We start from the raw sequence: 20,968 nt of genomic DNA, 5'->3' as shown, positions 1-20,968 counted from the left end.
ATTTCCAAATAGTCAGAATTGCAATAGGTAACATGAGCCGTTTTCAACTGCTACTGTGCCACATCAGAAGGTAGGGCTTCATAATGGCAAGATACTTATCGCGTGCAGAACTTTCGTGCATATGCTTCTTGAGAATCCATCTAGTGAATACCGACACCCTCCATGATCTTTTCTATCCAATTTGTGGAAGAATCATTTTTCACACTAAATGACCCCAGATAATGTGACGAACTCTCAACCTCTATTATTACACCATCCGGCATTCTGTATTTTTCTAAACTGAGATTCAAACCTTTAAGTGGGATTGTTCTAGCCAGTTGAGGGATAGAAACTGTATGGAGAATATCAATTTTTGATAAACCTCTATACGTTTCTGTCTTTTCGGCTTCACTTAGCAACCGTTCTGCATACTGATTTGAAATAACCTGTATGCGAAATTGTTCTTTTTCATCCTCGGTCATCTCAAGTGGAACGCCGTGCAATGTATCTACAATATAGGACGAAATTTTAGCGAAGTGCTCGTCAAAATCAGTGGTATTCAAATTTTCTTCCTGATTCACTTCACTCTGCATGTACGGTCACCTCACTTTCCTTTTTTTTAGGCATAAACCAATAAAATATAACACAAAATGCTAAAGCAAACACAACACCAAAAACATTTTGACTCACTCTAAGACTAACCGCTCCTTGTAGTCCATATGTCTTTGCAGCAATGGCTAAAGCACCAAATGTGTTAAATACTGCCTGCCAGCCATATTGTGCTGAAAATCCTACACCGATTCCACCAAGAATTCCTATATATGCATAGATTGACGAAGGAAGCAGAAAATATAATACTGTAAAACATATAACACCTGCAATATTTCCGACAATCCTTTTACGGACTCTGTAGTGCATATCTTCCATAGACGGCAAAATCACGGACATGGCCGCAATACCAGCCCACATTGCACGTGGCATATTACAAAGTTCTGCAATGCAAAGGACAATCGGTACGCATAAAATCTGACATAGCTGCCATTTTGTTCTGGAAGAAGTGATATCAAATTCTTGTATCAGATCTTTCAGATTTCTTTTATAAGTTCTGTTTTTATGATTTCGATAAAATACGAAACAGGTAAGTGCTGCACCTAAAACCATTCCGACTAATCGCATCTGATAGCTTTTTCCCGTAACATCATAACCATATAGCAGCAGATACCCAAGAACCAATGTAGATTGATTAAACATGGATGGATTATGGCATCCGAACAGAATCAACACAGCCAGTGCCGCAATATTTAACAGCATTCCCAATACCGGTGAAAACTGATTTGCTAAATGCGGACATACAGTCATAATTACAAAGAACAAAGCCAAAAGCATCGTAGATTGTCCGGTGTGGATCCCCAGATCCGCATTCCTAAACACCATGAGACATAATAAGACTACTACACCTACAATGCTGTTCTCATTTCCAAATAGGATGCTGAAAATACTAACAAAGAAAAAACAAAATGCCATTGTAGCAGCTATCTTCACCAGATATACCCACATATGATATAGTTTTTCTTTTAGTGTTTCACTCTTTTTCAACAGGTTTTTAGAACCTGCCTGATTTAACTGCAACTCCTGATAAAATGTCATATAAATTCTCCCATCTTCTAATTTATCTTAAAACTAGATAATCTCATCTTTCTGCTTTGGCAGCTCTATAACAAATCTGCATCCACCATATTCACGGTTTTCTGCTTTGATTGTTCCTCCGGCACTATCTACAATCCGTTTTACAAGTGCAAGACCTAGGCCATTTCCTTCTGCTTTATGAGATCCATCTACCTGATAGAACTTGTCAAATATTCTGGATTTTACATCATCCTCTATTCCTGGTCCTTCATCTTCCAGAATGAACTTAACAGAATCCTGTTCTTGTTTCAGAAACATCGTAATTGTCCCCTTTGAAGGGCTGAACTTAATCGCATTATCTAAAAGATTTATCCAGATATGCATAAAAAGTCCTTCATTCGCAGTATATTTAACTTCCTCCAATTCTACCTGAAAACCAATTTCTTTTTCTGTCCATTTTGTTTCCAATGAAAGAACTGCCTGGCGGATCTGTTCATCCAGACGATATTCTGTTTTTTTCATTGGTATATTCTGATTCTCTAACTTGGATAACAGCAAAATATTACCAACCAATCCGGAAAGTCTTTGGGTGTTAAATAAGATTTTTTCTACATATTCCTCTTGATCCGGAGACAGTTCTTCTCCCTGAAGCAGCATTGTATATCCTTCAATGGCATTAATCGGGGTCTTAAACTCATGAGAAACATCAGATACAAAATCCATCTGCAGCACCTCTGTTGCACGAAGTTCTTTTGTCATAACGTTAAAACTTTGATAAGATTCTCCAACTTCTGCTATACGGCTGTTCGTTTCCAAATGCTGTTCAAAATCTCCCCGAGAAACTTCCTTCATTGCTTTACTAAGTCTTGTAATTGGTTCCAGTAACTTTGCATTAATAAAGGAAGTGATCAGCCCTGCAATCAATGTATTGAAAATCAAAAGCCAGCCAAGCACAGGTATGCTGCCCGGCAGATTAAAGAAATGATTCAAAAAAGCAAATAATAACGCAGATATGACTGTTGAAAATACAAGTGCCAGCCAGATTGCACCAGTCAGACAGGATCGGATCCGCAATCCTTTTTCTTTCTTTTGTTCCATTATTTTTTCACCACCTTGTATCCAATTCCACGCATTGTTACGATTTCAAAATCAGGGTTATCTTTCAAACGCTCCCTGATTCTTCCTATATGTACCTCTATCGTATGTGGGTCTGCCTCCGTCTCGTATCCCCATACTTCATCCATCAACTGTTGTTTTGTAAATATTCTGCCTGGCGAAGCTGCAAGCTTATATAAAAGCAGGAATTCTTTTTTAGGCAAAACAAGACTTTCCTTATCAGTTGTAACCGTCATTGCATCATAATCAAACTCTGTTGAGCCGATCACAATTTTGTGTTCATTCAGTATCTGTGCACGGCGAAGCAGTGCTCCGACTCTTAAAACCATTTCATTCACATTTACCGGTTTTACCATATAATCGTCACTTCCCGAAAGAAATCCCTGGCGCATATCATCAAAGGAACCTTTCGCAGTGATCATAAGTACAGGTATCTGATATCCTGCTGAACGGAGTTCCGACACCAGTTCATAACCATCCATAACCGGCATCATAATATCAGAAATGATCAGATCAATATATTCCTTAACCAATACTTCTAATGCCTGTGCTCCATCCGATGCACTTTTGACTTGATATCCATTCTTCTCAAGCACTTTTTGGAATAGCTGGCTTAATTCTTTATCATCTTCTACAATCAATATTTGAAACACGTTTTCCTTCCTCCTTATTAAAACAGATACCTTGCCCATCCAAGCAGATGCTGTACCAAAAATATTTTTCTCTGACGTTTCTTTGTTAATTCGATTGGCTCTACATGATATGGATCACGATAGGTTCCATCTTCCAATACCTGGCGGGACACTCTTTCATAGTCCATCATGCCCTCTTCCAACTGTTTATTAATATCTTTACTGCGAATTACAAGCATCAGTTCCGTATCCAGATATGCACTTCTCATGTCCATATTAAAGGAACCGATTACAGACAGATCATCGTCAATCAGAATACTTTTTCCGTGGTATGAATAACCGCCTTCATATTCCCAGATATTAATTCCTGTACTTAAGATTCTATTTCTGTTTTTCGCATAATCGGCAGCCCCAAATGGATTTCCATTATTCGCAACTGAATTTGTCATGATAGAAAAATCTGAAACGTTCTCTGCAATCTCCTCCCATGTATTATACATCATATCATTACAGATAATATATGGCGTGTGGATCTTCACACGATTTTTTGCATTTTTCATCAATTCTCCCAACTGATACCACACTACTGGTTCTTTGGAACCTGTGTGAATAGGATTTGACACTAATGCAATCTTTTCTGTCTCAAAAGTTTCGTCCGTGTAATCGGTATCGCAGATTCTTTCCTTATTCTCTTCAAAATATTTCTGATAGCCGTTCTGCAGCTCTAAAACTGCGTTCTTTACAGATTTTCTATTTGCCAGTTTTTTATTGTCATGAAAATAATCACTGTCTTCTTGTTCCCATATCGTTTCAAAATACTCTAACAACTGGTTAACTGAATTTTCTTTCTCAGGTTCATCGCAAACCACTAACACGTCTCTGTCATAGTTCTTATGTCCCGGAAAATCACCCAGGAAATAATTGTATGTATTTCTTCCCCCAAGAATATATCTCTTTCCATCTGCAATCAAATATTTATCATGCATTCTACCCATTATTTTCCACGGTTTCAACGGATTGGCCTTATTATACAGTTTAATTTCAACATTCTCATGGGAAGATAATCCATAGAAATACGGATTTCCTTCCATATCAATCCAGCTCTCCATTCCATCTACTAACAGACGAATATGTACACCTCTGTCTGCCGCATCATGCAGTGCTCCTAAGATCAATTTTCCACTTTCATCGGATTGAAATGCAAAAGTAGAAAGAATAATTTCCTTTTTTGCATTCTTGATCAAACGCACTCTTTGTAAAAGCGCTTCTGGATTCTTTTCTATGATTACTGCCCGTTCTGTATTTTCACTGCATTTGTTCCATGACCCATTTTTTGTTTCTTTTTTGGTTGTATTGGACACTTTCGGCTGCTTTTTATATGCAACGCAGATTCCGAGCAATTCATAAAAAGCCACACATAAAAAAATTGCCAGTATAACAAGAAGGATTTTACATATTTTATGCTTTTTCATTGTACATCACCTGATTCCTTTTTATTTCTTATTCTTATTCATTAGCAATACAATACAATAGAAAACTCAACTTAACCTCAACAAGGTTTGTTTTTTCATCCATGCAAAATCTTCTTTGTACAACAGACTGTTAGATATAGCAAAAACGGCCTTTCAAAAACAGTTAACTTCTAAATCAACTGTTTTTTGAAAGGTCGTTTCATCAGATTCTTATAGCAATCCAGCAAATAATCTCATAAATAATTGTCCCAGTCGCAAATATGCACTTCGTCCGGTTTGATATTGGTCTGTCACATCACGACATTCTCCCATCGTTCTTATCAGATCATTTTTTATTTCCACAACTGCCTGACAATCTGCCATAAAACAGCCGTTTTCAAAATGGTGATATAAACTTCGATAATCCAAATTAATTGTTCCACAAGTTGCCATACAGTCATCTGCCACACTCATTTTTGCATGACAGAAACCAGGAGTCCACTCATAAACACGAACACCATGTTTAACTAATCCATGATAAAAAGAACGAGTTACATTATAAATGAGTTTTTTATCAGGGATACCAGGTGTGATAATTCTTACGTCTACCCCTCGCTTAGCAGCCAGACATAACGCATGCGTCATTTCATCTGTTATGATTAGATATGGAGTCATAAACCAACAATATTTTTCAGCTTTATTTATCATACTGATATAAACTTCTTCTCCGACCTGCTCATTATCCATAGGACTGTCTGCATAAGGCTGAACAAAACCTGTTTGCTGTGCTTTATAATCGTAATGAATAATGTATTTACTAAAATCAGTATCATTCGTAGCTTTTTCACTAACAGCATTCCACATTTCTAAAAATGTCACTGTAAGCGACTGAACAGCATCTCCTTCTAAACGAATACCTGTATCTTTCCACTGTCCATACGGGTGTGTGTAATTAAAATATTCGTTTGCTAGATTATATCCACCTGTAAATCCGACTTTTCCATCAATAACTGTTATTTTTCTATGATCACGATTGTTCAAAAACAGATTTAAACCTGGCATAAACGGATTGAATACACGGCAATGAATTCCTATTGTCTCCATTTTTTTCACAAAATCTGTGTTAATAAAGCCTATAGAACCCATATCATCGTAGAATACTCTAACTTCCACACCTGCTTTTACTCGCTCTTCCAGAACATCTTGAATCTTATGCCATGCTTCAGCGTCTTCTATCGCATGATATTCCATAAAGATAAACTTTTGTGCTTTCTCCAAATCCTTAAGCTGTGCCTCTAATCCTTTCACTGCTTCATCAAAATACACAATATCCGTATTCTGATAGATTGGATACTGCGAATTTCTTTGTATGTAACTTGCTATATTTCCTGCTTTCGGAATTGTTTCTTTTATTCTGCTCAAACACTCCTGACTGTCCGGAAGCATGGGTAACAATTTTCTATCAATTTCTGCATACCGCTCACGCATTTTATGTGTGCCACCATTCAAACCAATCAACAAATACAGGCCTACACCCATAATTGGGAAAATTAGAATTAAGATGACCCAAGGCATTTTCATAGAGGATGTCTTATTTGATGCGTACAATCCCAAAACCAAGATCCCACTCAAAATCCTTGTAAATAAATTTATGACTTCTGCATATTCATTCAAGCGTGTTACGATAGTAATAATAAAAATCACTTCCAGAAGAATGCAGATTATGGAAAAACACAGCCGTTTTACCCCATTTTTTGTTTTTGCTTTGCCCTCTAAAGTATCTTGTTTCATATATATTCCGCCTTCCTACTTGCTCAGTTTTCTCCCTAAATTTCGTGGAACATACCAATTTTGTCTTTTATTCTCTGCATTTCATTACACCGGACTGGATAAGTTTGGTGCGGATGTCCTCATACAGTGAAATAATTTGATACTTACAAGTATATTCCAAATAGTCAGAATTGCAATAGGTAACCTGAGCTGTTTTCAACTGCCAATGCAAATCTTATTCGGTATGCCCGAAGATCGTCGCAAATGTATTCCTTCAATGGTAACAATCATGGAGATTAGTGTTTATCTGGAGATTACCAGAAGATAAATAGAAGCAGTATTAAAGCCGTTCACCACGCAGATTTTCCAGCGTGGCGAACGGCTTTTTTGCTGCCCCTATATTTACAGGTAGGAGGAATCGAAGAAGTCTTTTAATGTAATTCCTAAACCCTGACAAATTCTTTCAATCGTCTCTACGCTTAACTGCCCTCCCCGACGGGCGGTGGTTTGAATCGTGGAGTACGATATTCCGCATTTCTTTGCCAATACACACAGATTCATATCACGCGCTTGCATCAAATCCTGAACACGCTTGATCGTATCCACGAAATTCCCTCCCATCTTTTTAGTTCAAAACTTTTCCGACAATCTCGAATCTTTCTGATGTGTGGTGATTACAACCTTCGCCGTGAGAAAAGATACGTCGAAGTGGACGTTCGTTTTACTCCTGATGGCAAGATCCGCCCTCTTGCCATAAACTATGACAAGGCTCACACTTATGGCATTGATCGTGTCTTGGCAGTCAAGCACGGTACATCACGTTTTGGCGTGAAAGGGCATTGCTTCACCTGCCTGATTTGCGGGCAGAAGCGGAATCTTTGGCTTGAAAAGGGCAAGTGGTTCGTGGAAGCCTACTGTGCCACATCAGAAGGTAGGGCTTCATAATGGCAAGATACTTATCGCGTGCAGAACTTTCGTGCATATTTTTACTTTGCGTACAAATGCGAAGTTATCGCAGGAAAAACTTGCTGAAAAACTTGGTGTTTCCCATCGCCACCTCGGCGATCTTGAAAGGGGAAGCTCCAATGGCTCTGTAAAAATCCTGATCGATATTGCAGAATACTTCCATGTCAGTATGGATTATCTTCTTTTGGGCCGAGATCCTTCTAGGGATCAGTTTCAAAATGAACTGCAAGCCGCTATAGATCATCTTGAAAAAATCAAAGGTCTTTTATAATCACTTCAACAAGAAACGCTCCTGCCGGTTTTACACCGACAAGAGCGTTTCTTGTGTTATTCAAAAATATCGGCAAGGGTAAGCAGCTGTACTTCTCCGCGTTCCTGTGCCTGAAGTAGTCCGTCCGTAAATCCGCCTTTCGAGAAAATGTAGTAGTGGTAGTTTGTTCCTTTCCCAAAGACTGCTGCATATTCCCGAATCAGTTCCAGTTCGTCCAAACCGATTTTTTCATTGCGATATTTGCAGGAGCCGATGATATAGTCATTGCCCTCAACCGGCCTACCGACAATATCGATTTGTATCTGCTTCTTTTTTTGAGGGTCGGTTCCCCACCACTGCCCAATCTCACTCAACTCGATAGGAAGATCATTCGCATAATAGAGCAAGTAGTCTTGGCACATCTTCTCAAAAATCAGGCCCATATAGTCTGGAAAATACTGCTTCACCGCATGGGGGTAGGTCTTTGCGATCCGCCCCGAATCAATGGCACTTGCATTGACCGGCACAAAACGGTACCAAAAACGAAAAAAATTGTCTGCCAGAAGATAGATCGTTTTTTTGCCCGGTTTCTCAGTGATCGGCGTTTCCTTTTTGACGATTCCAAGGTCTATCAACGTTTTGAGGTACTTCGCCACCACAGAGTTTTCTTCACCAACTTTCGTGGTGATATCATTCAGGCGAGAAGCCCCCTCTGCAATTGCCTTGATGATTGCATTATAAATTGCTGGCTCACGCAGCTCCTGCTTTAACAGGTTGGCCGGTTCCTCATAGAGGTAGCTGGAACGGTCAAACAAGTTTTCCATCAGTGCTTCATCTACGCTGTCCCGAACATCCAATTTGTTGATATAATGCGGAACGCCGCCTGTGATGCCATAAATCAGGGCGTTATCTTCCTCGGACAGATTCGGATGGAACACCGCTGTTTCCTTGTAATCCAGCGGCATGATCTTGAATTGCGCTGTTCTGCGCCCATACAGAGGGCTTTCTTTGCCCAAAACCTGACTTTCCATAAAACTCATGGACGAGCCACACAGGATCAGGTACATTTGGGACTCTGTCCATTTATGGTCGATGATGTGCTGAAGCATTGCGGAAATAGCGGGTTTAGCCTTTGCAAGATAAGGATACTCATCAATTACAAATACGATCCGCTGCTCCTTGGAGAGAGCTGTCAGTTCGTCCAATGCTGCATCGTAGGTTGTAAATTCCGGAGATGATTCTGCATTGGGTCGTTCAAAACTCATGATTGCCTTGGACAAGGCTTCCAGATTTTCTTTTCCGGTCGTATTCAAGGCAGAGAAGAAAATGGTCGGTTTATCCTTGCAGAATTCATTGATCAGCGCAGTTTTTCCAACACGGCGTCTGCCGTAAATGACAACGCATTCAAACTTTCCATTCTCATATCGTTTGTTTAACTTCCGAAGTTCCTCATCGCGGCAGTAAAATCGGCTCATTTTGTTCCCTCCCCAAAGTGTATTTATCGAATTTATATACTCGTAAGTTAGTTTCTTACGAGTATAATACTTCATTTCTTACATAAAGTCAAGAAATATATTTTTGACGGCTCATCGAGAAACAGGAACGATACTTCCTATTTTCCTCAAAAATTGTGAACTCTGAGTTCCTGTTCATTTCGTTCCGCATCGGTTACAATACAGCCATAGCTTCGGAAAGCGTTCAAAGCAGCCCTCAAGCTATCCCGACCCTTGAAAATTGAACACGCATTCTTCAGTCACGTTCCTGTGATGATGAGCCACGTCCGTAACAAATGCGATGATCTCCCACTGAGGGAATGAGCGGTAGGTTGACGGTAAATGGATGACAGCTTCTCCATAGCTAAGAGCCATCACAGAATAATGATACTTCTGCCTTCGGGCAGCTCGGTGAGAACCACGGAGAGGTGAGAACCCTATGGATTCGGTACGCTGCCGGACGGCTGAAAGATTTCCCACACGAAAACTGAGTTTTCGTTTTCCGGGGATGTCGGGGACAAATACGGAAAGGTATAGAACTATAAATCACAGCATTTTTGCTGTTTGAGATAGTAGGGTGGGCTGTGCGAGCAGCCCACTGTTACATATACGGATAGAGAGGAGAAATCTAAATTGGCAACACGAGGCAAAAAAGAGAAAGAGTATCCGCCTATGCCCGCAAACTGGATGTACAAGCGCGGGGATGTCTACATGATGGATCTGAATCCTTACAGCGGTTCCGAGCAAGGCGGCATCCGACCTGCCATTGTTGTCCAGAACGATGACGGTAATTTTTATTCCAATGTTCTTCTGGTCGTTCCGCTGACAACACAGATCAAAAAGCGAAATATGCCAACGCATTTTATTCTGCACAATCGTTTTTTGAGTGCGCCATCTATGGCGATTTGCGAAAGCCCGCGCCCCGCAGATAAATCTAGAGTGTTAAGCTACATTGGGCACCTGTCCAAATATGAAATGCGGCAAGTGTCAGTGTGTCTGCAATACAGCTTTGGGTTCATTGGATACAAGTCATTCCGAAAATACCTTACGGCTCCTCCGCAGGAGGATGTTCTCGCCGCTGCAAAAGAGCTGCTCTCCCAGCAGTTTCAGAATCTTCGGGTGCTGAACAGTCAGCCCCCTGCTCTCACCAAGCACACAAAAGGCGGTTTACATAGCATTGAGCAGATATCGGAAAGGATGCTCTCCACCCCGACAGAATCTTCTGTTGAGTTCATGGTCGCAGAACTGGATGATGCACTTCAATCGCTTATGTTCCGCTGGAATATCTGTTATGAACGGTATTCCAGTTTTCACTTATCCGATAACGAAAAGAAGAAAATCGGTTTGATTATCCAATCAGGAATTGATTTTCTGCAAAAGAAGAAGGAGGTTCCTTTATGATGAACGCAGTTGTAAAACCTTACCATGAGATGTGCCTGAACAGCAGCGAACTGATCGTGCCGCGCGACACTTATCAGCGTGCTCTTCACCCCGCTCGTGTTGCCCGCATCGCAAAAGAATTTGACGAGCGGGTTGCCAATGAGCCGAAGATCAGCTTCCGGGATGGTCACTACTATGTGATGGACGGACAGAACACCATCGCTGCACGGAAATTTCTGAACGGCGGCGAAGATTTGCAGATTCGCTGCAAGGTTTATTTTGGTATGACAGAACGAGAAGAAGCCCTCCTGTTTGCACAGCAGACAGGCATTTCGGAACGGCTGAGTGCAGGACAGAAGCTCCGTGCCCTGATTTTTGCAGGGGAGCCTGCTGCCGTTGCATTCCAGCAGGCCACCGAATTGGCTGGCGTTCATCTTTCTTTTGAAGAAGGCCGAGGCAAGCAGCGGATCAGCTGCATTGCAACCGCCTATCATGAATTCATCCGGCTGGGTCCGGAACTGTATATCGAATCCCTTGATGTTTTGCTGAATGCGTGGAACGGAGAACCCGATTCCATGAGTTCCGCAAACCTGCTCGGCATTTGCCGCTTTGTAGAACTGTATCACTCCGAATACAACAAAGGCCGTCTGATTGCCAAACTGCGGCAGGTCGATGCATTCACGATTTTTCGCCTTGCACGAACCGCAGGCGTAAGCCTTCCCGGCAAGACGAAGTACCTTCAGCAGGTCTATACTATTTATAATGGTGGCAGCCGCCGGGCTGCATTGCCGCTCAAGTTTTAACTTTAAGTATATTTAACGAGGTATTATCCAATGATTATCCATGAAGAACCTTCGCCCAACTCGGTTTCCTCCCCTGTTTCCACAGCAAAGGACAGCCGCTGCTATACCGTAGAAGACCTGATGGAAATGCTGCTCCTGAGCCGTCCCACTGTCTACCGTCTACTGAAGCAGAACGAATTCCGCTGGTTCAAGGTAAGCGGCGCTTACCGTATTTCCAAAGCCAGCTTTGAAGCATGGCTCAATGATGGCACTGTTGAACGCAATCCTGCTGTTTGACATCCTCAACATTTCACGCGAAATCTGCTATTCTTTAGCCGGGATGAGAAATCCCGGCTAAACTTTTACATAGATAGAGAGGTGTCTTTCATGGATGATATGCGGAATACTTCGGCTCCCTTATACGGAAAAGCTGAACCTGCCACTACCAAAACCACCATGTCGGTTCGTGAGATGCGGCAGCTTCTCGGCCTTGGCAAAACAGATAGCTATTGGCTGCTTCATAAGAATCTCTTTGAAGTCATTCTGATAAACGACAAAAGGCGTATCGTTATTTCCAGCTTTGAGAAATGGTATGCCAATCAGGTCAAATATCATAAGGTCAATGGTTCGCCACCGGGCGAGGAACTTTGCAAACGGTCCTATTCCGTTCCTGACGCCGCCGAGATATTGAAGGTGAAACCCGAAACGATCTATACACTCATCCGACAGGGCAAGTTGAAAACAGAAACGGCAGACTTCTGTATGAGAATTCCCAAAGAGGACTTTGAGCGGTGGTACCGATCACAAAGCCGCTACCGCACAGCAGCCGACCGTGAGCGTGACCGGGAGATTGAAGCGCAAACCATCTCCATCCCGGAAATGGCAAAACTACTCGGTATCCCACGCAAGAATGTTTATGGGATTCTTGATTGCAAAAAATACCGAGATTGTTTCGTCATTGAGCGCGTGGCCGACAGGCCGCGCATTACCAAAAAAAGTTTTAAGGCATGGCTTAAAAGCCAATCTACATACCAACTTCAAAAACCGAAAAAAGAAACGCATGAGGAGCCGCCGCTAAAACTGCAATGTCCCAAGAATGGGAAATACTACAGTTTTCAGGAAATTCAGGCTTTTTACGGAATCAGCCGCCCAACACTTGACTCGTGGGTTCTCAAAGAAGGAATTCCAACGATGAAGTTGGGAAGGGTAAAACGCATCCAAAAAGATGCTTTCGATGAAGTTCTGAAGTCCAAACGTAAAGTAGAGGAGGATGTATAATGGCTAGCATTGTCAAACGCAATAACCGATACTGCGTTGTCTATACCTACAAACACACTAATGGAACGCTAAAGCAGAAATGGGAAACCTTTACCGACCTTGCAGATGCCAAAAACCGTAAGAAAGAGGTCGAATACAAAGAATCCGTCGGTACCTTTGTGGCACCCCAGTGCCGAACTCTAAAAGACCTGCTTAAAGAATACGTCACCCTGTACGGAAGAACCAAATGGGCACTTTCAACCTATCAATCAAACACTGCACTGATTTCAAACTACATAGAACCGCTTATCGGCTCAATGAAGCTGCAAGATCTCACCACCCGCGTAATTGAGGGATATTATCAGCGGCTGCTTAAATACGAAGCCGTTGACCCTATGTGTGGAAAGCGTCAGCATCAATACGTTTCTCCCGGCACAGTTCGTTCGGTTCACAAAATTTTGAGAAGTGCCTTTGAGCAGGCCGTAAAGTGGGAACTTATGGAAAAGAATCCCTGTATTTATGCCACCTTGCCCAAATACACTGCAAAGAAGCGTGATATCTGGACTGCCGAGACCCTGTTCCATGCCTTAGAAGTCTGTGATGATCCACGGCTCCGGCTTTGCATCAACCTCTCCTTCTCTTGTTCCCTGCGCTTAGGGGAATTGCTCGGTCTGACATGGGATTGTGTGGATATCTCCCCCGAAAGCATTGAAGCCGGGCGAGCCTCCATTTACATAAATAAGGAATTGCAGCGTGTAGATATTGCTTCGCTGAACGCCTTGGAAAATAAAAATGTCATCACTCGTTTTCCCTCGCTGAGTTCCCGCTGCACCACGGTCCAGGTTCTGAAAAGCCCTAAAACAGACAGCAGTATCCGAACCATTTTTCTCCCCAAAACAGTTGCTGAAATGCTTGTCCACTATAAAGCCGAGCAGGACATGACAAAGGACGCACTGGGTGCAGAGTATGCAGACTATAATCTCGTGGTTGCCGGCCCGCTGGGAATGCCGACCGAACAATCCACCATTAACGGTGCATTGAAGCAGCTGATTGAGGAAAACGATCTCCCCAAAGTGGTTTTCCACAGCTTCCGACACTCCAGCATTACATACAAGCTCAAGCTGAACGGCGGCGATATCAAAGCCGTGCAGGGCGATTCCGGTCATGCACAGGCTTCGATGGTCACCGAGCAGTACGCACACATTCTGGATGATGATCGGCGTTTGAACGCACAACGATTCGACGATTTCTTCTATCAGCATCATGGTGCAGAGCCTGAAGTCCTCCCTCGCGCAGAGCAATCCACTCCCAAAGCCAGTCCCGTTGATACAGATGCGGCAGCAGCTCTTGCTAAACTGCTGGCTGACCCCTCTATGGCTACACTCATTAAAAATCTTGCAAAGAACCTATAAGCCTCTATACATAAACAGCGGCAGTTTTCCGTATATGGAAAACTGCCGCTATCTGTTTTAGGATGATCCCGTTTCTTTGTGTTTTTTCGCCTTAGCTTCCTCTATGTCCATCTTCAGCTGATGTGTAAGCTGTTTTACATAATCGAGTGAAACTTCATAGCCTTCTGCGATTTTTTCTGCCGGCATCCCATCAAGGATACGGGAGATCACAATGTTCTGAGTGGCTTGTTTTCTCGACTCTGCAATCATTTCCTCAATAGAGGGGCAATGTTTATTATGCATCCAATTCAAGTAATCCAAGCGTTCAGCTTCTATCCGCGATAGAAGCCTGACTGCATAGAAATTGTCATCTACCTCGAAGCGAACTTCCTCTCCGGGTTTGACTTCAAGTTTTTCCAGAACCGCATCTGGGAGTTTTACAGTTCCATCTTCACCGACTACAATATTAAATTTCTTTTCCATCGCACACTCCTAAAATCACGCAAAGTTCCTTGCATCCAGTGCCTTTACTCCCGTAAGAATACCATAAGCCCCTTCCTTTTACAAGACAATGCGCATTTCCATTCGCACTGTTACATAGACCAGAGTTTTCTCGCAGAAAGCTCTGGTCTTTTTCTATTGAAAACATTTGTCCATCACACCAGCTACGGCTGTATGGTCTGGTTCACGAATGCTAAACAAGCAAATATCCGTAGGGAAACGTACACTTCCCAGCTAATGAAAGGTGGGCATTTTACAATGAACCTTCCACTTTTCATTAGCTCTGCTAATTTTCTGCTAATGAAAAGCCTTTTACTCGTTTTATTTCGGGGTTTGTGTTCTTTACTCAGATTGACAGCGCAACAAAAAATCAATTGATAAAACGTTACTTGTTTTACCTACTTTTGCCTAGGATTTATGGCTTCAGCCCCTACTCCTAAGCGAAAGGCCGGCGGTTCGAATCCGCCTGAGGACACTATTTCAAAAAATGCGAAGGTCATTTTTCCATGTGAAAGATGACCTTCGCATTTTTCATTTTGAACCGATCACCAAAATTAGCCAGCGAATGCCATTAGCAGAATTTTCGGTTCCAGCTAATAAAATCAGGCTTCCAGCTAATGAAGCCCCATAAAGCGCCTTTTGAACTCTGTTTTCCGGCTCTCTGCTAAAATTGGCAGCCGCTTTCCTGTAAATCCATGTAAATACAAGATCAGGCCGTACTCCGGGCAGAGTTAAGCTACCCGGTGTCGCTGGGCGATGATGCGCGCGGCAACATCATTCGTCTGGACAATGCCATCGACAATTTTGCTGACCGAATTGCAGACGCTGAAAATGCTCTGCAAAATCTAGAACAGCAGAAACAGGCCGCAGAGATTGAAGTGGCAAAGCCATTCGCGCAGGAAGAAGAACTGGCTGAAAAGTCTGCTCGCCTTGCCGAACTGAATGCTCTACTGAATATCGACCGTGACCGCAGTTCCTCGCAGGATACTCCCGAAGAATCCGAGGAAACCGAAGCACCCGCAACTCGTCCGTCTGTGCTGTCTGCACTGGAAGAAAAAGCCAATCAGCCAGAGCCTGTTAAGCCGTTCAAAAGCTATCTGGATAAGGAGGGCCGATAATTTGAAAAAGCGGGAACACCGTCTCTTTATTCGTGTGACTGATGAAGAACGGAGCTGCATTTTAGATAAGATGTATGGCATGGGCATCCACAGCCTGAGTGCCTATATCCGCAAAATGGCATTGGATGGCTACTGCCTGAATCTCGACCTTCCGCAGCTGCGGCGCATGGCTTATTTGCTCCAGAATTGCAGCAACAACTTGAATCAGGTAGCAAAACGTGTCAACGAAAGCGGCAAGATCTATGCTGCCGACCTTGCCGATCTACGCACCCGGCTGGATGAACTGATTGATATCGGCAAGCAGATTCTTTCCAAGCTGGCAGAGTTATAAAAATTCCCGCAGTTGGAGTGAACTGCCCCCCATTTGTTAGACAGTATGGTATACTGTTTAGGAAATGGGGTGTTTTTGTATGCCAAAGGGACAACGAAAGTACAACGGAACGCAGAAGGTAGAAATCATTAAACGAATCCACAGAGAAAACCTGAGCTTTAAGGGAGCGTCCAGAGAATATGGCATTTCGGACCGTACACTCAGGGACTGGGAGCGCATTTATTGGGAGGAAGGAGAAGAAGCACTTCTGTTAGAGCGTCGAGGACGAGCCTGTGCCGCCAGTGGGACGCAGAAAGGTCGGAAGCCGAAATTAGACAAGCAAGTAGAAGAAGATCTCATTGCAGAGAATCAACGGCTTCGTATGGAGATCGACTATTTAAAAAAATTGAGAGCCTTGGTGCTGGAAGAGGAACGCCAAAACAGAAAGCACAAGTAGTTCAGGAACTAAGGCAGAAATATCCGTTGAAAGCACTGCTGCAGCTTGCCGGGCTTCCTCGCAGCACGTTCTACTACTATCTGCACCAGTCTCAGAATCCTGCCAAATACCAGATGGTAAAGGAACAGATTGTTATAATCTTCAATGAGAACAAGAAGCGATACGGATATCGCAGAATTACACAAGAACTACACAACAACGATATTTGTGTGAATCACAAGACGGTTCAGAAACTCATGAAGCAGCTGGGCTTAGTCTGTCAGGTTCGCGCAAAAAGAAAGTACAACTCCTACAAGGGTGAAGTCGGAGAAGTTGCGCCAAACTTGCTGGAACGGCACTTCAAGACAAACCAGCCGAATCGGAAACGGGTCACAGATGTTACTGAATTCAAAGTGAACGACCAAAAACTCTATCTGTCTCCAATTCTCGATCTGTTCAATGGCGAAGTTGTCAGCTATAACCTGAGCCGCCATCCAAATTTCAAACAGATCACGGAGATGCTGGAGGGCGCTTTTCAGAAGCTGCCAAATAAGGTTGACAATCTGATTCTGCATTCGGATCAGGGCTGGCAGTATCAGATGAAATCCTACCAGAATCTGCTGAAAGCAAAAGGAATTACGCAAAGTATGTCTCGGAAAGCCACTTGTCTGGACAATGCTGTTGCCGAGAACTTCTTCGGACTGCTCAAGACGGAACTGTTCTATCTGGAAAAATTTGATTCCATTGACCAGCTTGAAAAGGCTATTGTCGATTACATCGACTATTACAACAACCGCCGAATTAAATTAAAACTAAACGGCCTGAGTCCTGTGCAATACAGAATTCAGACCGTTGGAGCTGCTTAATTCAATTTTTGTCTAACTTTTGGGGTTCATTTCAGAGGACTGCGGGTGTACATATAACGCTTGACATCCTTGCAACGCAGTAGTCGATACCTTTATAATAAGGGCGAACAGGAAGGAAGTGCTTGATATGATGTCTATGCTGAAGAAAGTTGTTCTTTTCCCGATTTCTCTCTTTGTGGCGTTTTTGGCTCTGACGGCAAAGTGGCTGCTCACTTTGTCCAGTTATGTGGTCGCTCCGCTGATGCTCTACATCTTCGGCTGCGGCATCTACACTGCTTACCGTCAGACTTGGAATCAGTTCTTTATCCTGCTGGTGGCCGAGTTCATCTGCTTCATCCTCTTTTTCGGTGCAACTGCCATCACCGAGGGCATCGGGCGTTTCAGTGAGTGGCTTGCAGAACTGTGAGGGATATTATGGACAAACAGAAGATAGAAGATTGTTATTTTGAACACAACAGCACGATTTTTTCTGAGATGCTGGGTGAGGATGAAGAGTATCTACGACTGAAAAAAGCCAAAAGAGCAGCTGAGGAAGCCTTGCAGAGCGTTATCAGCAAAGAAGCGTGGAATCAATATCTCGCCTTAGATGAGATCGGCAACGAGCTGGAGTGCACCCGATATAAGGCAATGTATCTGGCAGGTGCTACCGATTACGAAAAATTATCCAAATGATCTCGATGCCGCCTCCGGGCGGCATTTTTTCTTTGCAATAGGGGGTGATGATGCTGGCAGCAACACGGTTGATTGCGCTGCACAAAAACAAGGGCATGACCGTTGCGGCCTGCCTGAAAAATCGCACGGACTATATCGAAAACCCGGACAAGACTGAGCAGGGGCAGTTTGTCAGCAGCTATGCTTGCAGCGCCCTGACAGCAGATGAAGAATTTATGCTTACCAAGCGGCAGTATGATCTCGTAAACGGACGCAGGCAGAAAAGCGATGTGATCGCTTATCAGATACGGCAGTCCTTTCGTCCGGGGGAAATCACTGCAGAGGAAGCTAACAAGGTGGGCTACGAACTTGCCATGCGTTTTACCAAGGGCAAGTATGCGTTTGTTGTTGCCACCCATACGGACCGGCAGCACATCCACAACCATGTGATCTTTAACTCCACGGCACTGGATGGCACCAGAAAGTTCCGGGATTTTTTCTTTTCGGCGTTGGCAGTGCAGCGGTTGAGCGACCTGATTTGCTTGGAACACCAGTTGTCCGTCATTGAGAAGAAGCCCTATCGGGAACGGCAGAAGCGTGTTCTCTATCCTCCCAAGGAAAGCAACAGGGACCGCCTGTGCGGAATCATCGACACCATCCTTGCAGAAAAACCGGGAGATTATGAAACGTTTCTGCAAAAGCTGGAACAGCAGGGCTATGAGGTGAAGCGTGGCAAGCACACGGCGGTGAAAGGTAAGGGGCAGAAACGCTTTATCCGTTTACGCACACTGGGCACCGGCTATGGTGAGGACGAGATCAAGGCGGTGCTGGAGGGCAGGGCGAAACACCAGCCGTACCAGAAGCAGCCGCCCAAAGAACAGCCCTTCCAGTTGCTGGTGGACATTCAGGGAAAAATGGCAGAGGGCAAAAGCGTTGGCTACAAAAAGTGGGCAACCAAGTTCAATCTGAAAGAGATGTCCAAAACTCTGCTATTTTTGCAGGAGCAGAAGATTAGCAGTGCCGAGGAACTGTGGGAACGTGCAGCGGCGGCAACGGAATGCTATCATGCTATGGGGGATTCCATCAAGGCGGCAGAAGCAAGGTTGACGGAAATTGCTGTCCTGAAAACCCACATCATCAACTATGCTAAGACCCGTGAGGTGTACGCCGCTTATCGGAAAGCCGGGTACAGCAAGGCGTTTCTGGAAGCCCATCGGGAGGAGATTACTCTGCACAAGGCGGCGAAAGCTGCCTTTGACGAAGCCGGGCTGCAGAAGCTGCCGAAGGTCAAGGAGTTGGATGCGGAGTTTGCAGAGCTACTGACCAAGAAGAAAGCCGCTTACCCGGACTACCGCAAGGCACGGAACGAGATGCAAGAACTGGTTCGGGCACAGAAAAACGTGGAACGATTTTTTGCGGGAGAAAAGGACACCATCGAAAAAACGCAGACTCGATAAACGAATACCGCCGAGGACTCTTCCCATTTTGGGGAGATGTCCTCGGCGGCTTTTTTTAGTTTATATAGCAGCGGTCCTGTTTTATAAGCCAATCTTCACACAGCCGCTGGGCTTCGTCCTTTGTGCAGCAGGTGCAGTTGAAAAGTTTGCCACGGATGGAACAGTAAGTGTAGTGTACCTTCGGGACTCCATTGGCATCTCGAAAATCAACGCAGCGTTCCTCACCGGGCAGCAGATAGATCGTATCCACGTTCAGCAGCTCCTTTTACCTTCGTTCATGTGCCAAGGGGCACAACGTTTGCTATTGTACCATGTACCGTCCCAAAAGACCATTGCTTTTTTGACCAAAGATACGCACAAAAATTTTTCGTCCCAAAAGTATCCAGATGGCGTTGAGTAAACGCTATTGGATTGTGTATAACAAAAATTGCGACAGGTATGCTATTTGTGTGTAACAAACACAATTAGAATGTGAGGTCGCTATGAATACGCTTTTGGGTCAACGAATACGAGAACAGCGCAAGGAAAAAGGCTGGACGATTGAACAGTTTGCAGAACGGGTCGATTTGTCGGCAAATTATGTTGGAGATTTAGAGCGCGGAGTAAAAATCCCCAAACTGGAAACCTTTATCCGAATCGTAGAGGTGTTGGACGTATCTGCTGATGTGCTGATCCGGGATTCCGTTCCATCCGCATCCCATGTGGCAGATGACGAACTGAGCAGAAAGCTGAGCCAGCTCACACCGGGGCAGAAGAAAGCTGCCATTGACATTCTGAATGCATACACCGACAACATTCCCTATATTACAAAATAACACCTATGTCAAAGAACGCCAGCAAACGTGCTGACGCTCTTTCTTTTTGCCCACAAATAGTCTATAATCAACACTATAAGCGTGCATATAACGCTAACAGTGAGTGTTTGAGGTGAACGACATGACAATCCTACCCAATATCGAAGAAGCAATGGAAGATGCCCGGAATGGAAAGCTGAGTCCGTATTGGCAGAACGACCTATACCGTGAATGTCACCGTCAGAAGTTATCGGACGAAGAACAGCAGGCTCTTTCGGAACTGGAGCGCATTTTGTCCGAAACTCCACAACGGAGCAGCGAAGAAGAATTGCATCATGACATGGCGAACATCGGCGGCAGAGTCTGGTACTGCCACTACTGGGAGGAACACTACTCCATGGTGCAGTTGACGGAAGATCGCAACGGCAGATTTAATACTGCCTACGTTCTGGACAGAAACACTTCCCCGGAAATGCGCCGGGAGGCTGCACTGCTGGCGCAGAAGGAGCTTGCGGAATGTATGCAGAAATGGGGCATTACGCTTCTGGATGCGCCTGTTCCTGAACAGATGAAGTACGATTCTCTTGCAGAAGCCGCTTCTCACCTCATGCAAGTTTTGAACGACCCAGAGCACATCACCGGGTAAAAAGCGTCCCGAAGGGATGCGCAGCCTGCATTGGAAAATGCAGATTAAAGGGGCTTGGGGCATTCCCCAACAAGCGTTTTGCAACGCAAAATAAGC

Annotated in this window: 25 protein-coding genes; 15 read left to right on the top strand and 10 right to left on the bottom strand. The window is 43.9% G+C overall.

Going from position 1 to position 20,968, the window contains the following annotated elements; translation table 11 throughout:
- Positions 1 to 140 precede the first annotated feature (140 nt).
- The 7 genes from ACKXGA_RS14065 to ACKXGA_RS14035 form a co-directional block, all read right to left on the bottom strand.
- A complete protein-coding gene (locus ACKXGA_RS14065) occupies positions 141 to 572 on the bottom strand; it encodes a hypothetical protein (RefSeq protein WP_349935900.1) in 432 nt (143 codons plus the stop codon).
- Complete coding sequence (locus tag ACKXGA_RS14060) at positions 562 to 1,626, bottom strand: FUSC family protein (RefSeq protein WP_349935899.1); 1,065 nt, start codon at positions 1,624 to 1,626, stop codon at positions 562 to 564. Before ACKXGA_RS14060 ends, ACKXGA_RS14065 begins: the two co-directional genes overlap by 11 nt.
- A 33-nt stretch (positions 1,627 to 1,659) precedes the next feature.
- Entirely contained in the window at positions 1,660 to 2,703 is a 1,044-nt protein-coding gene (locus ACKXGA_RS14055; RefSeq protein ID WP_005929825.1) for a HAMP domain-containing sensor histidine kinase, read from the bottom strand.
- Positions 2,703 to 3,413 (bottom strand): response regulator transcription factor, encoded by a 711-nt coding sequence (locus ACKXGA_RS14050; protein ID WP_005946428.1) that lies wholly within the window; start codon positions 3,411 to 3,413, stop codon positions 2,703 to 2,705. Before ACKXGA_RS14050 ends, ACKXGA_RS14055 begins: the two co-directional genes overlap by 1 nt.
- Positions 3,392 to 4,825 (bottom strand): phospholipase D family protein, encoded by a 1,434-nt coding sequence (locus ACKXGA_RS14045; RefSeq protein ID WP_423729734.1) that lies wholly within the window; start codon positions 4,823 to 4,825, stop codon positions 3,392 to 3,394. Before ACKXGA_RS14045 ends, ACKXGA_RS14050 begins: the two co-directional genes overlap by 22 nt.
- 210 nt (positions 4,826 to 5,035) lie before the next feature.
- Complete coding sequence (gene cls, locus ACKXGA_RS14040; RefSeq protein WP_423729733.1) at positions 5,036 to 6,595, bottom strand: cardiolipin synthase; 1,560 nt, start codon at positions 6,593 to 6,595, stop codon at positions 5,036 to 5,038.
- Positions 6,596 to 6,976: 381 nt separating this feature from the next.
- Positions 6,977 to 7,180: a helix-turn-helix domain-containing protein gene (locus ACKXGA_RS14035; protein ID WP_242888864.1), complete on the bottom strand. Its 204-nt coding sequence runs from the start codon at positions 7,178 to 7,180 to the stop codon at positions 6,977 to 6,979.
- Positions 7,181 to 7,490: 310 nt separating this feature from the next.
- Between ACKXGA_RS14035 and ACKXGA_RS14030 the strand changes: the two genes are divergently transcribed.
- Positions 7,491 to 7,811, top strand: a complete 321-nt coding sequence (locus ACKXGA_RS14030) for a helix-turn-helix domain-containing protein (protein WP_423729732.1) — start codon at positions 7,491 to 7,493, stop codon at positions 7,809 to 7,811.
- A 56-nt stretch (positions 7,812 to 7,867) separates the two neighbouring features.
- On the opposite strand, the gene ACKXGA_RS14025 is transcribed toward ACKXGA_RS14030, so the two are convergent.
- Positions 7,868 to 9,265 carry an ATP-binding protein gene (locus ACKXGA_RS14025; protein WP_113992752.1) on the bottom strand — a complete coding sequence of 466 codons (1,398 nt, stop codon included), beginning with the start codon at positions 9,263 to 9,265 and terminating at the stop codon, positions 7,868 to 7,870.
- Positions 9,266 to 9,916: 651 nt separating this feature from the next.
- On the opposite strand from ACKXGA_RS14025, the gene ACKXGA_RS14020 reads away from it, so the two are divergent.
- From ACKXGA_RS14020 to ACKXGA_RS14000, 5 genes are all read left to right on the top strand, one after another.
- Positions 9,917 to 10,684: a type II toxin-antitoxin system PemK/MazF family toxin gene (locus ACKXGA_RS14020; protein ID WP_423729731.1), complete on the top strand. Its 768-nt coding sequence runs from the start codon at positions 9,917 to 9,919 to the stop codon at positions 10,682 to 10,684.
- The gene (locus tag ACKXGA_RS14015) at positions 10,681 to 11,466 is read left to right on the top strand and encodes a DUF6551 family protein (RefSeq protein ID WP_055192220.1); all 786 of its coding nucleotides are present in this window, start codon (positions 10,681 to 10,683) and stop codon (positions 11,464 to 11,466) included. Before ACKXGA_RS14020 ends, ACKXGA_RS14015 begins: the two co-directional genes overlap by 4 nt.
- Positions 11,467 to 11,496: 30 nt before the next feature.
- Positions 11,497 to 11,742: a helix-turn-helix domain-containing protein gene (locus tag ACKXGA_RS14010; protein WP_005933015.1), complete on the top strand. Its 246-nt coding sequence runs from the start codon at positions 11,497 to 11,499 to the stop codon at positions 11,740 to 11,742.
- Positions 11,743 to 11,832: 90 nt separating this feature from the next.
- On the top strand, positions 11,833 to 12,723 hold the full coding sequence (locus tag ACKXGA_RS14005) for a helix-turn-helix domain-containing protein (protein WP_005928318.1): 891 nt from the start codon (positions 11,833 to 11,835) through the stop codon (positions 12,721 to 12,723).
- A complete protein-coding gene (locus ACKXGA_RS14000) occupies positions 12,723 to 14,114 on the top strand; it encodes a tyrosine-type recombinase/integrase (protein WP_112090681.1) in 1,392 nt (463 codons plus the stop codon). The genes ACKXGA_RS14005 and ACKXGA_RS14000 overlap by 1 nt, the downstream gene beginning before the upstream one ends.
- A gap of 57 nt (positions 14,115 to 14,171) precedes the next feature.
- Here the strand turns inward: ACKXGA_RS14000 and ACKXGA_RS13995 are convergent, their stop codons facing one another.
- Entirely contained in the window at positions 14,172 to 14,576 is a 405-nt protein-coding gene (locus ACKXGA_RS13995) for an AbrB/MazE/SpoVT family DNA-binding domain-containing protein (protein WP_015536742.1), read from the bottom strand.
- A 761-nt stretch (positions 14,577 to 15,337) separates the two neighbouring features.
- On the opposite strand from ACKXGA_RS13995, the gene ACKXGA_RS13990 reads away from it, so the two are divergent.
- The 7 genes from ACKXGA_RS13990 (at position 15,338) to ACKXGA_RS13960 (ending at position 19,432) form a co-directional block, all read left to right on the top strand.
- The gene (locus tag ACKXGA_RS13990) at positions 15,338 to 15,712 is read left to right on the top strand and encodes a hypothetical protein (RefSeq protein WP_242990263.1); all 375 of its coding nucleotides are present in this window, start codon (positions 15,338 to 15,340) and stop codon (positions 15,710 to 15,712) included.
- 1 nt (position 15,713) lies between these two features.
- Positions 15,714 to 16,043, top strand: a complete 330-nt coding sequence (locus ACKXGA_RS13985) for a plasmid mobilization protein (protein ID WP_097773947.1) — start codon at positions 15,714 to 15,716, stop codon at positions 16,041 to 16,043.
- A 79-nt stretch (positions 16,044 to 16,122) separates the two neighbouring features.
- Positions 16,123 to 16,479, top strand: a complete 357-nt coding sequence (locus ACKXGA_RS13980) for a helix-turn-helix domain-containing protein (RefSeq protein WP_181967528.1) — start codon at positions 16,123 to 16,125, stop codon at positions 16,477 to 16,479.
- Complete coding sequence (locus ACKXGA_RS13975) at positions 16,428 to 17,324, top strand: IS3 family transposase (protein WP_423730414.1); 897 nt, start codon at positions 16,428 to 16,430, stop codon at positions 17,322 to 17,324. The genes ACKXGA_RS13980 and ACKXGA_RS13975 overlap by 52 nt, the downstream gene beginning before the upstream one ends.
- A gap of 127 nt (positions 17,325 to 17,451) precedes the next feature.
- Positions 17,452 to 17,730: a hypothetical protein gene (locus ACKXGA_RS13970; RefSeq protein WP_423729730.1), complete on the top strand. Its 279-nt coding sequence runs from the start codon at positions 17,452 to 17,454 to the stop codon at positions 17,728 to 17,730.
- Between the two features lie 8 nt (positions 17,731 to 17,738).
- Positions 17,739 to 17,996 (top strand): hypothetical protein, encoded by a 258-nt coding sequence (locus tag ACKXGA_RS13965; RefSeq protein ID WP_423729729.1) that lies wholly within the window; start codon positions 17,739 to 17,741, stop codon positions 17,994 to 17,996.
- Between the two features lie 53 nt (positions 17,997 to 18,049).
- Positions 18,050 to 19,432: a relaxase/mobilization nuclease domain-containing protein gene (locus ACKXGA_RS13960; RefSeq protein ID WP_423730413.1), complete on the top strand. Its 1,383-nt coding sequence runs from the start codon at positions 18,050 to 18,052 to the stop codon at positions 19,430 to 19,432.
- A gap of 55 nt (positions 19,433 to 19,487) precedes the next feature.
- On the opposite strand, the gene ACKXGA_RS13955 is transcribed toward ACKXGA_RS13960, so the two are convergent.
- Positions 19,488 to 19,682: a DUF3873 family protein gene (locus tag ACKXGA_RS13955; protein WP_044959886.1), complete on the bottom strand. Its 195-nt coding sequence runs from the start codon at positions 19,680 to 19,682 to the stop codon at positions 19,488 to 19,490.
- A 232-nt stretch (positions 19,683 to 19,914) separates the two neighbouring features.
- Between ACKXGA_RS13955 and ACKXGA_RS13950 the strand changes: the two genes are divergently transcribed.
- Both ACKXGA_RS13950 and ACKXGA_RS13945 read left to right on the top strand, forming a co-directional pair.
- Positions 19,915 to 20,247, top strand: a complete 333-nt coding sequence (locus ACKXGA_RS13950) for a helix-turn-helix domain-containing protein (RefSeq protein WP_005921759.1) — start codon at positions 19,915 to 19,917, stop codon at positions 20,245 to 20,247.
- Positions 20,248 to 20,359: 112 nt separating this feature from the next.
- Complete coding sequence (locus ACKXGA_RS13945) at positions 20,360 to 20,872, top strand: hypothetical protein (RefSeq protein ID WP_423729728.1); 513 nt, start codon at positions 20,360 to 20,362, stop codon at positions 20,870 to 20,872.
- The last annotated feature ends 96 nt before the right edge of the window (positions 20,873 to 20,968 follow it).

The sequence above is a fragment of the Faecalibacterium hominis (ex Afrizal et al. 2022) genome (assembly GCF_049545105.1).
Taxonomy (GTDB): domain Bacteria; phylum Bacillota; class Clostridia; order Oscillospirales; family Ruminococcaceae; genus Faecalibacterium; species Faecalibacterium duncaniae.
This window is presented reverse-complemented; position numbering and strand designations above follow the sequence as displayed.

Excerpts from the sequence above, each read along its gene's own strand:
- ACKXGA_RS14065 (WP_349935900.1), bottom strand. The coding sequence starts at position 572 with ATGCAGAGTGAAGTGAATCAGGAAGAAAATTTGAATACCACTGATTTT.
- ACKXGA_RS14060 (WP_349935899.1), bottom strand. The coding sequence starts at position 1,626 with ATGACATTTTATCAGGAGTTGCAGTTAAATCAGGCAGGTTCTAAAAAC.
- ACKXGA_RS14055 (WP_005929825.1), bottom strand. The coding sequence starts at position 2,703 with ATGGAACAAAAGAAAGAAAAAGGATTGCGGATCCGATCCTGTCTGACT.
- ACKXGA_RS14050 (WP_005946428.1), bottom strand. The coding sequence starts at position 3,413 with ATGGGCAAGGTATCTGTTTTAATAAGGAGGAAGGAAAACGTGTTTCAA.
- ACKXGA_RS14045 (WP_423729734.1), bottom strand. The coding sequence starts at position 4,825 with ATGAAAAAGCATAAAATATGTAAAATCCTTCTTGTTATACTGGCAATT.
- cls (WP_423729733.1), bottom strand. The coding sequence starts at position 6,595 with ATGAAACAAGATACTTTAGAGGGCAAAGCAAAAACAAAAAATGGGGTA.
- ACKXGA_RS14025 (WP_113992752.1), bottom strand. The coding sequence starts at position 9,265 with ATGAGCCGATTTTACTGCCGCGATGAGGAACTTCGGAAGTTAAACAAA.
- ACKXGA_RS14015 (WP_055192220.1), top strand. The coding sequence starts at position 10,681 with ATGATGAACGCAGTTGTAAAACCTTACCATGAGATGTGCCTGAACAGC.
- ACKXGA_RS14010 (WP_005933015.1), top strand. The coding sequence starts at position 11,497 with ATGATTATCCATGAAGAACCTTCGCCCAACTCGGTTTCCTCCCCTGTT.
- ACKXGA_RS14005 (WP_005928318.1), top strand. The coding sequence starts at position 11,833 with ATGGATGATATGCGGAATACTTCGGCTCCCTTATACGGAAAAGCTGAA.
- ACKXGA_RS14000 (WP_112090681.1), top strand. The coding sequence starts at position 12,723 with ATGGCTAGCATTGTCAAACGCAATAACCGATACTGCGTTGTCTATACC.
- ACKXGA_RS13995 (WP_015536742.1), bottom strand. The coding sequence starts at position 14,576 with ATGGAAAAGAAATTTAATATTGTAGTCGGTGAAGATGGAACTGTAAAA.
- ACKXGA_RS13980 (WP_181967528.1), top strand. The coding sequence starts at position 16,123 with ATGCCAAAGGGACAACGAAAGTACAACGGAACGCAGAAGGTAGAAATC.
- ACKXGA_RS13970 (WP_423729730.1), top strand. The coding sequence starts at position 17,452 with ATGATGTCTATGCTGAAGAAAGTTGTTCTTTTCCCGATTTCTCTCTTT.
- ACKXGA_RS13965 (WP_423729729.1), top strand. The coding sequence starts at position 17,739 with ATGGACAAACAGAAGATAGAAGATTGTTATTTTGAACACAACAGCACG.
- ACKXGA_RS13950 (WP_005921759.1), top strand. The coding sequence starts at position 19,915 with ATGAATACGCTTTTGGGTCAACGAATACGAGAACAGCGCAAGGAAAAA.